Annotated in this window: 16 protein-coding genes; 15 read left to right on the top strand and 1 reads right to left on the bottom strand. The window is 44.1% G+C overall.

Annotation, left to right across the window (positions count from 1 at the left end):
- Position 1: 1 nt before the first annotated feature.
- Positions 2-874, bottom strand: a complete 873-nt coding sequence (locus CJU60_RS05310; protein WP_044155146.1) for a YitT family protein — start codon at positions 872-874, stop codon at positions 2-4.
- A 139-nt stretch (positions 875-1013) separates the two neighbouring features.
- Here CJU60_RS05310 and CJU60_RS05305 point away from each other — a divergent pair, with 139 nt between their 5' ends.
- The 15 genes from CJU60_RS05305 to asnS all read left to right on the top strand — a co-directional run bounded on the left by CJU60_RS05305 (position 1014) and on the right by asnS (position 15279).
- Positions 1014-1349, top strand: a complete 336-nt coding sequence (locus tag CJU60_RS05305) for a nucleotide pyrophosphohydrolase (protein ID WP_095713174.1) — start codon at positions 1014-1016, stop codon at positions 1347-1349.
- A gap of 11 nt (positions 1350-1360) precedes the next feature.
- Complete coding sequence (gene dapB / locus CJU60_RS05300; protein WP_095713173.1) at positions 1361-2164, top strand: 4-hydroxy-tetrahydrodipicolinate reductase; 804 nt, start codon at positions 1361-1363, stop codon at positions 2162-2164.
- Positions 2165-2179: 15 nt separating this feature from the next.
- The gene (gene mgsA, locus CJU60_RS05295) at positions 2180-2593 is read left to right on the top strand and encodes a methylglyoxal synthase (RefSeq protein ID WP_044155160.1); all 414 of its coding nucleotides are present in this window, start codon (positions 2180-2182) and stop codon (positions 2591-2593) included.
- On the top strand, positions 2586-3296 hold the full coding sequence (bshB1, locus tag CJU60_RS05290; RefSeq protein ID WP_024121847.1) for a bacillithiol biosynthesis deacetylase BshB1: 711 nt from the start codon (positions 2586-2588) through the stop codon (positions 3294-3296). Before mgsA ends, bshB1 begins: the two co-directional genes overlap by 8 nt.
- On the top strand, positions 3293-4426 hold the full coding sequence (gene bshA, locus CJU60_RS05285; protein ID WP_024121846.1) for an N-acetyl-alpha-D-glucosaminyl L-malate synthase BshA: 1134 nt from the start codon (positions 3293-3295) through the stop codon (positions 4424-4426). Before bshB1 ends, bshA begins: the two co-directional genes overlap by 4 nt.
- A gap of 4 nt (positions 4427-4430) precedes the next feature.
- Positions 4431-5624: a CCA tRNA nucleotidyltransferase gene (locus CJU60_RS05280; protein ID WP_024121845.1), complete on the top strand. Its 1194-nt coding sequence runs from the start codon at positions 4431-4433 to the stop codon at positions 5622-5624.
- Positions 5609-6592 carry a bifunctional biotin--[acetyl-CoA-carboxylase] synthetase/biotin operon repressor gene (locus CJU60_RS05275; RefSeq protein WP_024121844.1) on the top strand — a complete coding sequence of 328 codons (984 nt, stop codon included), beginning with the start codon at positions 5609-5611 and terminating at the stop codon, positions 6590-6592. Before CJU60_RS05280 ends, CJU60_RS05275 begins: the two co-directional genes overlap by 16 nt.
- A gap of 240 nt (positions 6593-6832) precedes the next feature.
- Positions 6833-7666, top strand: coding sequence for a 3-methyl-2-oxobutanoate hydroxymethyltransferase (gene panB, locus CJU60_RS05270; protein WP_024121843.1), 834 nt, complete (start codon positions 6833-6835; stop codon positions 7664-7666).
- A 1-nt stretch (position 7667) separates the two neighbouring features.
- Entirely contained in the window at positions 7668-8528 is an 861-nt protein-coding gene (gene panC / locus CJU60_RS05265) for a pantoate--beta-alanine ligase (protein WP_095713172.1), read from the top strand.
- Positions 8529-8530: 2 nt separating this feature from the next.
- Positions 8531-8914 (top strand): aspartate 1-decarboxylase, encoded by a 384-nt coding sequence (gene panD, locus CJU60_RS05260; RefSeq protein WP_044156733.1) that lies wholly within the window; start codon positions 8531-8533, stop codon positions 8912-8914.
- 125 nt (positions 8915-9039) lie between these two features.
- Complete coding sequence (dinG, locus tag CJU60_RS05255; protein WP_095713171.1) at positions 9040-11835, top strand: ATP-dependent DNA helicase DinG; 2796 nt, start codon at positions 9040-9042, stop codon at positions 11833-11835.
- Between the two features lie 142 nt (positions 11836-11977).
- Positions 11978-12148 carry a YpmA family protein gene (locus tag CJU60_RS05250; RefSeq protein ID WP_003225588.1) on the top strand — a complete coding sequence of 57 codons (171 nt, stop codon included), beginning with the start codon at positions 11978-11980 and terminating at the stop codon, positions 12146-12148.
- Between the two features lie 8 nt (positions 12149-12156).
- On the top strand, positions 12157-12642 hold the full coding sequence (tseB, locus tag CJU60_RS05245; RefSeq protein WP_095713170.1) for a cell wall elongation/penicillin-binding protein regulator TseB: 486 nt from the start codon (positions 12157-12159) through the stop codon (positions 12640-12642).
- 22 nt (positions 12643-12664) lie between these two features.
- A complete protein-coding gene (gene aspB / locus CJU60_RS05240) occupies positions 12665-13846 on the top strand; it encodes an aspartate transaminase AspB (protein ID WP_024121838.1) in 1182 nt (393 codons plus the stop codon).
- A 140-nt stretch (positions 13847-13986) separates the two neighbouring features.
- The gene (gene asnS / locus CJU60_RS05235; RefSeq protein ID WP_095713169.1) at positions 13987-15279 is read left to right on the top strand and encodes an asparagine--tRNA ligase; all 1293 of its coding nucleotides are present in this window, start codon (positions 13987-13989) and stop codon (positions 15277-15279) included.
- The last annotated feature ends 61 nt before the right edge of the window (positions 15280-15340 follow it).

The raw sequence follows: 15340 nt of genomic DNA, 5'->3' as shown, positions 1-15340 counted from the left end.
ATTAGCGCGGGAGCGGATTTTTATTTTCATCGAGTGTAAATCCTTCTCCAAGCACATCGTGGACATCGCTGACCGCGACAAAGGCATGAGGGTCAATGGAGTTAATCACACTTTTCAGCATGACCAGTTCGTTTTTGGGCACTACACAATACAGCACGTCTAGATCCTCTTTCGTGTAGGATCCCTGTCCTTTCAAAATGGTAACGCCCCGTTCCATTTCCTCAAGAATTTTCTTCTGAATCTGGTCGTTTTTCGCAGAGATGATTGTTGCACCTTTAGCTGCGTATCCGCCTTCCTGAATAAAATCAATCAGTCTTGCCGCCACAAAAACGGCAACCAATGTGTACATGGCTTCTTTGTAAGAGAGATAGGTAAGCAATGATAAAATGATCACGCAAGCATCGAAAGCAAACATCGTTCGGCCCATTGGTATCCCAAAATACTTATTGACCAAACGGGCAATGATATCAACCCCGCCCGTCGTACCGCCGAACTTAAAAATAATGCCTAAGCCGGCTCCAATGAATACGCCGGCAAATAAAGCGGCAAGCGCAAGATCATGCTGAAGGGGCATATGTATTTCATATCGCTGAAAAATGCTGAGGAATAAAGACAGTGCTACAGTACCGACTAGGGTGTATACAAACATTGTCTTGCCCAGCAAACGCCAGCCGATAAAAAAGATCGGGATATTCAAAACCAGGTTTGAAATAGAAGGACTAATATGGAAAAGGGCATAAAGCAATAGCGTAATTCCCGTGAATCCACCCTCTGCCAGATTGTTTTGCATATTGAAATGAACCAGGCCAAATGAAAAAATTGCTGCACCGATTAAAATAAAAAATATGTTTTTTAATCTAATTTCTCCAAGCATCACACAAAACCCCTTTTCCTTCCATTAGATAGCGTTTATATTATAGTGGATGCAAAAGAAAACAGCAAACGTGCTTAAACATTTGTCAAACGTATCCGAATTAGCTAACATGTAAGAGGATGATAGGAGGTTTCGTACAGTGAGTGATAAAACAATGAAAGATATACAGGCTGAGGTGGACCGCTACATCGGCCAATTTAAGGAAGGGTATTTCAGCCCGCTTGCCATGATGGCAAGATTAACCGAAGAACTGGGCGAGCTTGCAAGAGAAGTCAATCATCGTTTTGGAGAAAAACCAAAAAAAGCGACTGAAGATGATAAAAGCATGGAAGAGGAAATGGGCGATGTGCTGTTTGTATTGGTTTGTTTAGCCAACTCACTTGATATTTCATTAGAGGAAGCCCATGACCGAGTCATGCATAAATTTAATACAAGAGATAAAGACCGCTGGACTAGAAAAGAAGAAGGAAAGTAGAGGAGATCAAGATGTCAAACGAAACAATTAAAGTAGTCATTGCAGGACCGCGGGGAAGAATGGGGCAAGAAGCTGTTAAATTGGCGGAAAAAACACCTCATTTTGACCTAGTCGGAGCAGTTGACCATACATACGATCAGCACAAATTATCTGATGTGATGTCTGTTGAGTCTGATGCTCTTATTTACACAGATATCCATGCCTGCTTTACAGAAACAAAACCAGATGTATTGATTGATTTAACTACACCCGAAATCGGGAAAGTACATACAAAAGTTGCATTAGAACACGGTGTCCGCCCTGTAGTGGGTACGACCGGTTTTTCTGAAGCTGATTTGAAAGAACTTACATCTCTGACAGAAGAAAAAGGGATCGGGGCTATCATCGCTCCAAATTTTGCATTGGGTGCGGTACTCATGATGAAATTCTCAAAAATGGCTGCCAATTACTTCGATGATGTTGAGATTATTGAGCTTCACCATGATCAGAAGCTTGACGCGCCAAGCGGAACGGCTCTCAAAACCGCAGAAATGATTTCCGAGGTTCGAAAAGAAAAACAGCAAGGACATCCAGATGAAAAAGAAATTCTCCCAGGAGCAAGAGGTGCGGAGCTAAACGGAATCCGTCTGCACAGTGTTCGTCTTCCAGGGTTGATTGCCCATCAGGAAGTGATGTTCGGCATGGACGGTCAAACGCTGCAGATCCGTCACGATTCTTATAACCGTGCTTCCTTCATGTCCGGTGTAAAACTGTCTGTAGAACAAGTCATGAAGATTGATCAGCTTGTCTACGGATTGGAAAATATCATTGATTAGACAGGGGGATAAATGATGAAAATTGCTTTGATCGCGCATGACAAGAAAAAACAGGATATGATCCAATTTACAACCGCTTATCAGGAGATTTTGAGTCATCATGATCTATATGCAACGGGAACAACGGGATTGAAAATTCAAGAGGCGACCGGCCTTCAAATTCAGCGTTTTCAATCCGGCCCTTTAGGCGGAGACCAGCAAATCGGCGCATTAATTGCCGCTAACGCACTTGACCTAGTTATCTTTTTGCGCGACCCGCTGACCGCACAGCCGCATGAACCGGATGTCTCGGCATTAATCCGTTTATGTGATGTTTATTCGATTCCGCTTGCCACCAATATGGGAACTGCAGAAATACTTGTTCGCACACTTGATGAAGGCGTTTTTGAATTCCGCAATCTTCTTCGGGGAGAAGAACCTCATGTATAATGCTGACGTTCTTGCTTTTGGCGCCCATAGTGATGATGTCGAGATCGGTATGGGCGGCACAATAGCAAAGCTTGTCAAACAGGGAAAAAAAGCTGTGATATGCGATTTGACTGAAGCGGAGTTGTCTTCAAACGGAACAGTCAGTTTGCGAAAAGAAGAAGCGGCCGAAGCAGCCCGTATATTAGGTGTGGACAAAAGAATTCAGCTGACGCTCCCTGACCGCGGGCTGATGATGAGTGATGAGGCGATTCGGGCGATTGTCACAGTCATTAGAACCTGCCGGCCGAAAGCGGTGTTTATGCCATATAAAAAGGATCGTCATCCGGATCACGGCAATGCTGCCGCACTGGTAGAAGAAGCGATCTTTTCAGCAGGAATTCATAAATATAAAGATGAAAACAGCCTGCCTGCGCATAAAGTAAGTAAGGTCTACTATTATATGATAAATGGTTTTCATCAGCCTGATTTTGTTATTGATATCTCGGATACAATAGAGGATAAAAAGAAAAGCCTCAATGCCTACAAAAGCCAGTTTGTACCGTCACAGAATTCTGTTTCAACACCATTGACGAACGGTTATATCGAGATCATTGAAGCAAGAGAAAAGCTGTACGGCAAAGAAGCGGGTGTAGGGTACGCCGAGGGCTTCTTTTCCAATCGGATGCTGATGCTGGATCATGATGTGCTTGGGGGCGAACAATGAAAAAGTTAAAGATAGGCATTACATGCTATCCGAGCGTCGGCGGCTCAGGTATCATTGCGACAGAACTCGGGAAACAGCTTGCTGAAAAGGGTCATGAAATCCATTTTATAACATCGAGCATCCCGTTTAGATTAAATACATACCATCCTAATATTCACTTTCATGAAGTTGAAGTTAACCAATATGCCGTTTTTAAATATCCGCCGTATGATTTAACATTGGCAAGCAAAATCGCTGAGGTTGCAGAACGGGAGAATTTAGACATCATCCACGCTCACTACGCTCTGCCGCATGCGGTTTGCGCTTATCTCGCAAAGCAGATGCTGAAACGGAATATCGGCATCGTAACAACTTTGCATGGAACGGATATTACAGTATTAGGCTACGATCCATCCTTAAAAGATCTTATCCGTTTTGCGATAGAGGCTTCAGACAGGGTGACAGCGGTCTCATCAGCTCTTGCTGCTGAAACGTACGATTTAATTAAGCCGGAGAAAAAAATAGAAACGATTTATAATTTCATAGATGAACGTGTATATCTTAAGAAAAACACAGCGGCCATTAAAGAGAAACACGGCATACTGCCGGATGAAAAAGTCGTGATCCATGTGTCCAACTTCAGAAAGGTCAAACGTGTGCAGGATGTCATCCAGGTGTTTCGCAATATAGCCGGCAAAACAAAAGCAAAACTGCTCTTAGTCGGAGACGGTCCTGAGAAATCAGTGGCCTGTGAGCTTGTCAGAAAATATGGACTGGAAAAACAAGTGCTGATGCTTGGAAATCAAGACCGTGTCGAGGAACTTTACTCAATCAGTGATTTGAAACTGCTGCTGTCTGAAAAAGAAAGTTTCGGCCTTGTCCTGCTTGAAGCGATGGCATGCGGAGTACCTTGCATCGGAACCAATATTGGCGGTATCCCTGAAGTGATAAAAAACAATGTGAGCGGGTTTTTGGTGGATGTCGGCGATGTCGAAGCCGCTTCAGCCAAAGCGGTTCGCATTTTAGAAGACGAACAGCTGAGCAAGCGGTTTACCGAAGCGGCCATGGAAATGCTCAATAATGAATTTTCGTCACAAAAGATTGTCAGCCAGTATGAACAGATATATGCCGATTTAGCAGAACCGGAGTGATGACATGGAACAAGTTTTTATTAAAGCACTTCCCGTGCTCCGCACATTAATTGAAGCAGGCCACCAAGCTTACTTTGTCGGAGGCGCAGTTCGTGACAGCTATATGAAACGAACAATTGGAGATGTCGATATTGCGACAGATGCGGCACCGGACCAAGTAGAACGGCTTTTTAAGCGGACAGTTGATGTCGGCAAAGAGCACGGGACCATTATCGTGCTCTGGGAAGATGATACCTATGAAGTCACTACATTCCGGACTGAATCAGATTATGAAGATTACAGAAGACCGTCAGAAGTGCACTTTATCACCTCATTAGAAGAGGATTTGAAACGCAGGGATTTGACGATTAATGCGATGGCCATGACAGCTGACGGTCAAGTTCTTGATTATTTTGGCGGCAAGAAAGACATTGATCAGCAGCTGATTCGAACGGTTGGAAAACCGGAGGACCGCTTTCAGGAGGATGCGCTTCGCATGCTGAGAGCGGTGCGATTTATGAGCCAGCTCGGATTTACGCTTTCGAAAGAAACAGAAGAAGCGATCATAAAAGAGAAAACACTTTTGTCTCATGTGTCAGTCGAACGGAAAACAATAGAGTTTGAGAAGCTTTTACTGGGAAAAGCGTCCCAAGAGGCCATTCAAATGCTTGTACATACGGGGCTTTATGAAGAACTGCCCGGTTTTTATCACAAACGAGAGAACCTGCTGACGGCGAGTGAGTTTCCGTTTTCTCTTCTCGCTTCTCGTGAGGAGCTTTGGGCAGCGCTTTTAATTGATCTTCAGATAGACTTGAAAGAAGCGATGCTTTTCCTGAAAGCCTGGAAGCTCCCTGGAAAAGTGATGAAGGAAGCCGCTCACATTGCCGATACGTTTGGCCAGAGCCTTGACGCTATGTCCATGTACAAGGCTGGTGAAAAAGCGCTTTTATCCGCGGTCAAAATATCAATGCTCCGGCAAACCAAGCAGCTGAACGGCGAGAGACTGAAGGAAGTCAGAGAAGCTTATCAAAGCCTGCCCATCAAAAGTCTGAAGGATCTTGCCATCACAGGGCGGGACTTACTTGCACTGCGAAACCAGCCCGCTGGAAAATGGGTGTCTGAAGAATTACAGCGGATAGAGCAGGCTGTTGTAACGGGAAAGCTCTCCAATCAGAAGGAACACATAGAGGAGTGGCTGAAGACATGCGATCAACCTTAAGAAACGATCTTATTGAATTATTTTCTCAGGCCGGAAGCGAGTTTATTTCCGGCCAAAAAATCAGTGATGCTCTCGGATGCTCGAGAACAGCTGTATGGAAGCATATTGAGGAGCTTCGCAAAGAAGGCTATGAAGTGGAAGCTGTCAGAAGAAAAGGGTATCGGCTTATCAAAAAGCCTGGAAAACTCAGTGAAAGTGAAATTCGGTTTGGGCTGAAAACAGAAGTGATGGGCCAGCATCTTTTTTATCATGACGTCCTTTCATCCACTCAAAAAAAGGCTCATGAGCTTGCTAATGATAACGCGCCCGAGGGTACTCTCGTTGTCGCGGATAAACAAACAGCCGGCAGAGGGCGTATGTCAAGGGTGTGGCATTCTCAAGAAGGAACAGGCATCTGGATGAGCCTGATTTTGCGTCCAGACATTCCGCTTCAAAAAACACCTCAGCTTACACTTCTTGCTGCGGTAGCTGTTGTGCAAGGAATAGAGGAGGCAACAGGTCTCCAAACGGATATTAAATGGCCTAATGACATATTAATTCACGGAAAAAAAGCAGTCGGCATCTTAACTGAAATGCAGGCGGAAGAAGACCGCGTCCGTTCAGTCATTATTGGAACAGGCATAAACGTTAATCAAGAGGCCGATGATTTTCCAGAGGAGCTAAAGGAAACCGCAACGAGCCTCAGTCTGGCAGCCGGTGAAAAAATAGATCGGGCCAGCGTCATGCAGCATATTTTGCTTTCTTTTGAAAAACGGTACCGCGATTATTTAGCGCATGGTTTCACACCGATTAAACTTCTGTGGGAAAGCTATGCGCTTGGGATCGGCAGTGAATTAAGAGCAAGAACGCTAAACGGAACATTTTATGGGAAAGCTTTAGGAATAGACGAAGAGGGTGTTCTTCTTTTAGAAACAAAGGAAGGCATAAAAAAAATCTATTCGGCAGATATCGAAATGGGTTCATTGTAGTTGGTACAAACCTGTTGATTTTGATATACTTCCATTGGGCAGTATCGCCTGCGAACTGCACCTATTCATAAAAAATAGATAGACATTGCAGCAGTCTGCCTTGATCCAAAAAGGACTGGGACAGAGGGATGAAACTCGCCGAACTTTAGAAAGTGAAGAATCCTTCTCGTGTAGCGGAAGGTTTTTTGGCTTGTATAAGAAACGGCAGCTCATCTCCTCTAAAAATGAGGAGGAGAAAAAGTGAAAACAAAACTTGATTTCTTGAAAATGAAAGAAAATGAAGAACCGATTGTCATGCTGACGGCATACGATTATCCGGCAGCCAAGCTTGCTGAGCAAGCGGGAGTCGATATGATTTTAGTCGGTGATTCACTAGGAATGGTCGTGCTAGGCCTTGATTCAACTGTCGGCGTGACAGTTGCGGATATGATCCATCATACGAAAGCGGTCAAAAGAGGTGCGCCAAATACATTTATCGTAACCGACATGCCGTTTATGTCTTACCACTTGTCTAAAGAGGATACGCTGAAAAATGCCGCAGCTATCGTTCAGGAAAGCGGAGCCGACGCGCTGAAACTGGAAGGCGGTGAAGGGGTGTTTGAATCCATCCGCGCCTTGACGCTCGGTGGCATTCCTGTTGTCAGTCATTTAGGGCTGACACCGCAATCAGTCGGTGTATTAGGCGGATATAAAGTACAGGGCAAAGATGAACAAAGCGCCAAGAAATTAATAGAAGACAGTATAAAATGTGAGGAAGCGGGAGCCATGATGCTTGTGCTTGAATGTGTGCCAGCAGAACTCACGGCAAAAATCGCAGAAACATTATCCATTCCTGTCATTGGAATCGGAGCTGGTGTAAAAGCGGACGGACAGGTTCTTGTTTATCACGATGTTATCGGCCATGGTGTTGTTAGAACACCTAAATTTGTGAAACAATATACGCAAATTGACGGCACTATAGAAACAGCAATCAGTGGATATGTCCATGATGTAAGACATCGTGCTTTCCCTGAACAAAAGCATTCCTTTCAGATGAATCAGGCAGTCCTGGAAGGCTTGTACGGAGGAAAATAAGATGAAGCAGATTACAGATATCTCACAGCTGAAAGAAATCATTACACAATATCAGTCAGAAGGCAAAACAATCGGATTTGTTCCGACGATGGGATTTCTTCATGAAGGGCATTTAACCTTGGCAGACAAAGCCAGACAAGAAAATGACGCCGTCGTTATGAGTATTTTTGTGAATCCGACGCAATTCGGTCCCGGGGAGGATTTTGAAGCGTATCCGCGCGATCTTGAACGTGATGCCGCTCTTGCGGAAAATGCCGGCGTTGATATTCTTTTCACTCCTGATGCCCGTGACATGTATCCCGGTGAAAAAAATATAACGATACATGTTGAGAGACGTACAGATGTTTTATGCGGGCGTTCAAGAGAAGGACACTTTGACGGAGTTGCCATCGTGCTGACGAAGCTGTTCAATCTTGTTAAACCGACACGCGCTTATTTTGGTTTAAAGGATGCGCAGCAGGTGGCAGTTGTTGATGGTTTAATCAGTGATTTCTTCATGGATATTGAACTGGTTGCTGTAGATACGGTCAGAGAGGAAGACGGGTTAGCCAAAAGCTCCCGGAATGTGTATTTAACGGCTGAGGAAAGAAGAGAAGCGCCTAAGCTTTACCAGGCCCTTCAGACGAGTGCCGAGCTGATCAGAGCAGGTGAGAGAAATCCTGAAACGGTCATCAATGCTGCAAAAGACATCATTGAAACGACAAGCGGCAGAATTGATTATGTTGAGCTATTTTCTTATCCGGAACTTGAGCCTGTGAACAAGCTCGAAGGAAAGATTATTCTGGCTGTAGCAGTTGCATTTTCAAAAGCGCGTTTAATAGACAATATCATTATTGATATTCGAGAAATGGAGAGAATATAATGATGTATCGCACGATGATGAGCGGAAAGCTTCATAGGGCAACAGTTACAGAAGCAAATCTTAACTATGTGGGCAGCATTACAATTGATGAAGATCTTATTGATGCGGTAGGAATGCTTCCTAATGAAAAAGTGCAAATTGTGAATAATAACAATGGAGCACGCCTGGAAACGTACATTATTCCCGGTCAGCGCGGAAGCGGAGTCATCTGTTTAAACGGAGCTGCCGCACGCCTTGTACAGGAAGGCGATAAGGTTATTATTATTTCCTACAAAATGATGTCTGATCAAGAAGCGGCAAACCATCAGCCGAAAGTTGCCGTTTTGAATGACCAAAACAAAATTGAACAAATGCTTGGACAAGAACCTGCCAGCACCATTTTGTAGATATACCGCCCCCTTTATCGGGGGTTTTCGTTTAAGATTTTCAGCGTAAAACGGTTTTGCCGCTCCATTTCCGTACAAAACGTGTTACACTTTTGTCGTATGCAAGAATTGAGGTGTCCATTTTAATGAATAAGCAACGGTTCGTTGTTATAGATGTAGAAACAACAGGGAATTCGCCAAAAAAGGGCGATAAAATCATTCAAATCGCAGCGGTTGTAATTGAAAATGGACAAATTACTGAGCGGTTTTCAAAATATATTAATCCAAATAAATCCATTCCGGTTTTTATTGAACAGCTTACGGGAATCACGAACCAAATGGTAGAAAATCAGCCGCCGTTTAAAGCAGTGGCTGAAGAAGTGTTTCATTTGCTTGACGGCGCTTACTTTGTCGCCCACAATATCCATTTTGACCTCGGGTTTGTGAAGCATGAGTTACATAAAGCGGGTTTCCAGCTCCCAGATTGTGAAGTGCTGGATACTGTCGAGCTCTCCCGTATCGCATTTCCGGGATTTGAGGGATATAAGCTGACTGAATTAAGCGAAGAGCTTCAGCTGCGGCATGATCAGCCGCATCGAGCTGACAGCGACGCTGAAGTCACAGGACTTATTTTTTTGGAAATTCTTGAAAAGCTAAGGCGGCTTCCTTACCCGACATTAAAGCAGTTAAGAAGGCTGTCACAGCATTTTATCAGTGATCTGACGCATTTGTTAGATATGTTCATTTATGAAAACAGACATACAGATATGCCAGGCTTTACGCGTTTTTCATCTTTTTCTGTCAGAGAACCTGAACCTGTGATTGAACGTCTCAAAGAAGATGAAGAATTTCTATTTGAGATAGAAAATTGGGCAGCAGGAAATGAAAAAGCGCTCTCTGAGTTCATGCCCCAGTACGAAAAAAGAGAAGGCCAAATGCTGATGATGAAAGAAGTGGCTGAGGCCTTTGCCAATCGTGAACACGCGCTGATTGAAGCTGCTCCGGGAATCGGAAAAACGATCGGCTACCTGATTCCGGCTGCGCTTTTTGCTAAAAAGTCAAAAAAGCCGGTCGTCATCAGCACGTATTCAACCCTTCTTCAGCAGCAGATTTTGACGAAGGATTTGCCGATCATCAAAGATATGTTCCCTTTTTCGGTGACTGCGGCTATTTTAAAAGGGCAAACGCATTATCTGTGCCTTTATAAGTTTGAGCAGGTGCTTCATGAGGAAGACGATAACTATGATGCCGTTTTGACAAAAGCCCAGCTTCTTGTTTGGCTGACAGAGACAAACACGGGAGATGTAGCAGAACTGAATTTGCCGTCAGGCGGAAAACTGCTGTGGGACAGATTGGCATATGATGATCATTCTTATAAACGAAAACAGAGGGATCAAGTGATTGGTTTTTATGAACGGGCCAAACAAAGTGCGATGCGGTCTGATCTGGTGATTACGAATCATTCTCTTCTGCTAACCGATGAGGCAAGCCGGAGAAAAAGACTCCCGGATAGCGGGACTTTTGTCATTGATGAAGCACACCATTTTGAACGTGCCGCAAGCGAACATTTAGGAAAAAGAGCAACTTACATAGAACTGCATACAAAATTGAGCAGAATCGGAACGCTGAAAGAGCAGGGGCTTCTGAAAAAAATGAGACAGCTTTTTCAGCGCCACAGCCTGCCGGTGGATTCATTTTTTGAAGTGGAGGAGCGGATTCAGCATATTCAGGCGGAAAGTGATGCGTTTTTCAGCTCTGTGCATTCTTTTGTCAAACGAAGAAAACCTAAAGAAGACTTAAACCGTCTTGTCTTTAACGTGAACAAAAAAAGTCACGATAAAGGATGGCCTATTTTAACAGATGGAGCGGAAAGGCTTTGTTCTATGCTGGCGCATTTGCAGCAGCTTTTTGAGACCCAGACGGCTCTGATGGAAGAACATCTGACGGTTATGAAAAGCAAAAATGCTTTTTTGGCCGATGAATATAATAGAAGCATGAATGATTTGGGGGAGTACTGCCAGACTCTAAATCAGCTGTTCTTTGGCTCAGATGACAATGAAGCGGTTTGGATTGAGATAGATGCTAAAGGTGCGAAGAATGCAGTAGCTATATATGCGCAGCCGCTGGAACCGGGCGAGCTTCTTGCTGATCAGTTTTTTGCCCGGAAAAACAGTGTCGTTCTTACATCTGCAACCCTAACGATAGAAAATTCGTTTCAATTTATCATTGAGCGTTTGGGGTTAAGCGACTTTTTCCCCCGCACAATGAGGATCGCGTCGCCTTTTTCTTATGATGAGCGGATGCAGGTAATGATTCCAAAAGAAATAAAATCGATCCAAGATACGGGGCAGACTGAATTTATACAGGATACCGCACGTTATATCGAACTGATGGCAAAAGAAAAACAGCCGAAAATCCTTGTGCTGTTTACGTCTCATGACATGCTGAAAAAAGTGCATCAGGAACTCAAGCTCGCCATGAGTGTTTCAGGCATTCAGCTTTTGGCTCAGGGCATAACCGGCGGCAGTCCCGGAAAACTGATGAAAACGTTCAAAACAGCCAATCAGGCCATTTTGCTTGGAACGAATCATTTTTGGGAAGGCGTTGATTTCCCTGGTGATGAGCTGACGACAGTGATCATCGTGAGACTTCCTTTCCGGGCTCCGGATCATCCGCTGCACGCTGCAAAATGTGAGCTGGCGAGGAAAAAAGGGCGCAATCCGTTTCAAACGGTCTCACTGCCGGAAGCGGTGCTGACGTTCAGACAAGGAATTGGGCGCTTACTCCGGACAGCCGGAGACAAAGGAACGATTGTCATATTAGACAGACGGGTCAAAACCGCTGGTTACGGGCGCCTGTTTCTTGACGCTCTGCCGACGTCCGCAATATCTGAAGTGACTGACAGTGAGATTGAAGCTTATGTTGCCGGAAAAAGTGAATAAAAGCCGCATAAAGCGGCTTTCCGGTGTGGGAGTAGGACGTGTTTTATTTGTAAAAGCGGTTTTTCCGCTCTGTGGTACTAGTATGGCGCGTCCTGAAAAGGAGTATGACTAACAATATTTGTTCAATTTGGAGGATGAAAAAATGGAAAGCAAAATCGAAATTCTTTCAACAATTAATGTAGAGCATTCGGATGACCTTTATAAAATTGTAGACACGCTGAATCGGACACTGAAAAGAGATAATCTGATGTTCGGTCTTGCGCTTGATGAAGAAAACAAAAACCAAGCCGTTTTTACTATTTATCGTACGTAGGTGAGAAGATGAGAAAAAAAGCATTAATATTTACCGCCATATTTGGTATTATTTTTTTAGCAGTACTTCTTGTCTCGGCAAACATTTATAAATCAGCCATGGCACAAAAGGAAAAGGGGCACGAAGCAGCAGCTGCTGAAGCGAAAAAAGAAACCGACCTCACCAGCGTTGATCAAGTCGAAACATTTGTCGGAAAAGAAAAGTATTATATCGTAAAGGGAACCGACAATAAAGGCATCAAATTATATGTATGGGTTCCTGAAGATAAAAAAGCAAAAATTCTCTCAAAAGAAGCAAAAGAGGGAATCACCGAGGACAAAGCGGCGAAAATCATACAAGATGAAGGGCTGGTTTCAAAGCAAAAAGAGGTTCACCTGGCAAGAGAAGGGAACGTCCTGCTTTGGGAAGTAACGTACTTAGACAAAGAAGGACAATACAGTTTAAGTTATGTGGACTTTACAACTGGAAAGATTCTCAAAAATATCACGCCTTAAGACGAATTAGGGGGAGTTCAAGTTGAAACTGGCAAAAAGAGTATCCGCATTAACACCGTCTACCACACTGGCCATTACAGCGAAAGCGAAAGAACTGAAAGCGGCAGGCCATGATGTCATCGGCCTTGGAGCGGGCGAACCCGACTTCAATACACCGCAGCACATTATTGATGCAGCTGTACGCTCAATGAATGAAGGACATACGAAATACACGCCTTCAGGCGGTTTGGCTGAATTAAAGAACAGCATTGCAGAGAAATTTAAACGTGACCAGAATATTGAATACAAACCGTCTCAATTGATTGTCTGTACTGGTGCCAAACATGCACTGTATACCCTTTTCCAAGTGATTTTGGATGAAGGAGACGAAGTGATTATCCCAACGCCGTACTGGGTAAGCTATCCGGAACAGGTGAAACTCGCTGGCGGTCAGCCTGTTTATGTGGAAGGGCTTGAGGAAAATCACTTTAAAATTTCTCCTGAGCAGCTGAAAAAAGCGATTACAGAAAAAACAAAAGCAATCGTTATTAATTCACCAAGCAATCCGACTGGCGTTATGTATACGGAAGAAGAGCTGGCCGCGCTTGGCGAAGTATGCCTTGATCATGACATCCTGATAGTATCTGACGAAATTTATGAAAAACTTACATACGGCGGAAAAAAACACGTTTCCATCGCACAGCTGTCTGACCGTTTGAAAGAGCAAACGATCGTCATCAACGGCGTATCAAAATCACACAGCATGACAGGCTGGAGAATCGGTTATGCAGCTGGAGCAGAAGAGATCATCAAAGCGATGACAAACCTTGCAAGCCACAGCACGTCAAATCCGACATCTATTGCACAATACGGAGCGATTGCCGCATACAACGGACCTTCTGAGCCAATGGAGGAGATGAGAAAAGCATTTGAGCATAGATTAAACACGATTTATGATCAGCTCGTTGAAATCCCGGGCTTCAGCTGCGTGAAGCCGGAAGGTGCTTTTTACTTATTTCCGAATGCAAAAAAAGCAGCTCAAACTTGCGGTTTCAAAGATGTAGATGAATTTGTCAAGGCGCTTCTTGAAGAAGAAAAAGTCGCGATTGTTCCAGGTTCCGGATTCGGCTCTCCTGATAATGTCCGGTTGTCCTACGCGACATCATTAGACCTTCTAGAAAAAGCGGTGGAACGAATCAAACGTTTTGTAGAAAAACATAGCTAACGGATCAGAAAGCGGCTGACAAAAAGCCGCTTTTTATCTGCATTGACCCGGTCAGTTAAGACCGGGTATAATAAAGTGATGATAAAAGAGTTCGCGGGGCAAAAGCTTCCGAATGTCTTCTTGTTTTGGAGGGAAATATTTTGAAAACAACAATCAACCAAGTGTACAAGCACGTAGGTGAGGAAGTAACGATCGGAGCTTGGATCGCTAATAAGCGTTCAAGCGGGAAAATCGCGTTTTTACAGCTGAGAGACGGTACAGGTTTTATTCAAGGTGTCGTTGTAAAAGCGGAGGTTGAAGAAAGCATTTTCCAAACGGCTAAATCTGTGACGCAGGAAACGTCACTCTATATAAAAGGAATTGTCAAAGAGGACGAGCGTTCTCCGCTTGGTTATGAATTAGCTGTGACAGATATTGAAGTCATTCACGAAGCGACTGATTATCCAATTACGCCAAAGGAACACGGTACGGAATTTTTGATGGATCACAGACACTTATGGCTTCGTTCAAAGCGCCAGCATGCGATCATGAAAATCCGCAATGAAATCATTCGCGCGACTTACGAATTCTTTAATAACGAAGGCTTCGTAAAAGTAGATCCGCCGATTTTGACTGGAAGTGCGCCTGAAGGAACAACTGAGCTCTTTGCGACAAAATACTTCGATGAAGATGCTTACCTTTCTCAAAGCGGACAGCTGTACATGGAAGCTGCGGCAATGGCCTTAGGAAAAGTATTCTCCTTCGGACCGACGTTCAGAGCAGAAAAGTCTAAAACAAAACGTCACTTAATCGAATTCTGGATGATCGAACCGGAAATGGCGTTTGTAGAATTTGAGGAAAACCTTCAGGTACAGGAAAATTACGTTTCTTTCATCGTGCAATCAGTTCTTAAGAACTGCAAAATTGAATTAAACACACTAGGAAGAGACACGTCAAAACTTGAGCAAATCAAAGCGCCGTTCCCAAGAATTACGTATGACGAAGCGGTTGATTTTCTGAAAGAAAAAGGCTTTGACGATATCGAGTGGGGAGACGATTTTGGAGCGCCTCATGAAACAGCGATTGCCGAGCACTATGACAAACCGGTTTTCATCACTCGCTATCCGACGTCCTTAAAACCGTTCTATATGCAGCCGGCATCTGACCGCGAAGATGTAGTGCTTTGCGCAGATCTGATCGCGCCTGAAGGCTACGGAGAAATCATCGGCGGTTCTGAACGGATTCACGATATGGAACTTTTGGAAGCGCGCCTTAAAGAACATGGACTGGATTCTGACGCATATAAATGGTATGCTGAACTTAGAAAATATGGATCAGTTCCACATGCCGGATTCGGCCTTGGATTAGAGCGTACAGTAGCTTGGATCAGCGGAGCGCCTCACGTACGTGAAACAATTCCGTTCCCAAGACTGTTGAACCGTCTGTATCCGTAATACATTTAAATGAAACAAAAAAAGAGTCTCCTGCAAGGGAGACTTTTTACAGTAAAGGGGA

It is taken from the genome of Bacillus sp. 7705b (assembly GCF_002289525.1).
Taxonomy (GTDB): domain Bacteria; phylum Bacillota; class Bacilli; order Bacillales; family Bacillaceae; genus Bacillus; species Bacillus halotolerans.
Note: the sequence above shows the minus strand (reverse complement) of the source record. Positions and strands in the feature narration are given on the sequence as shown.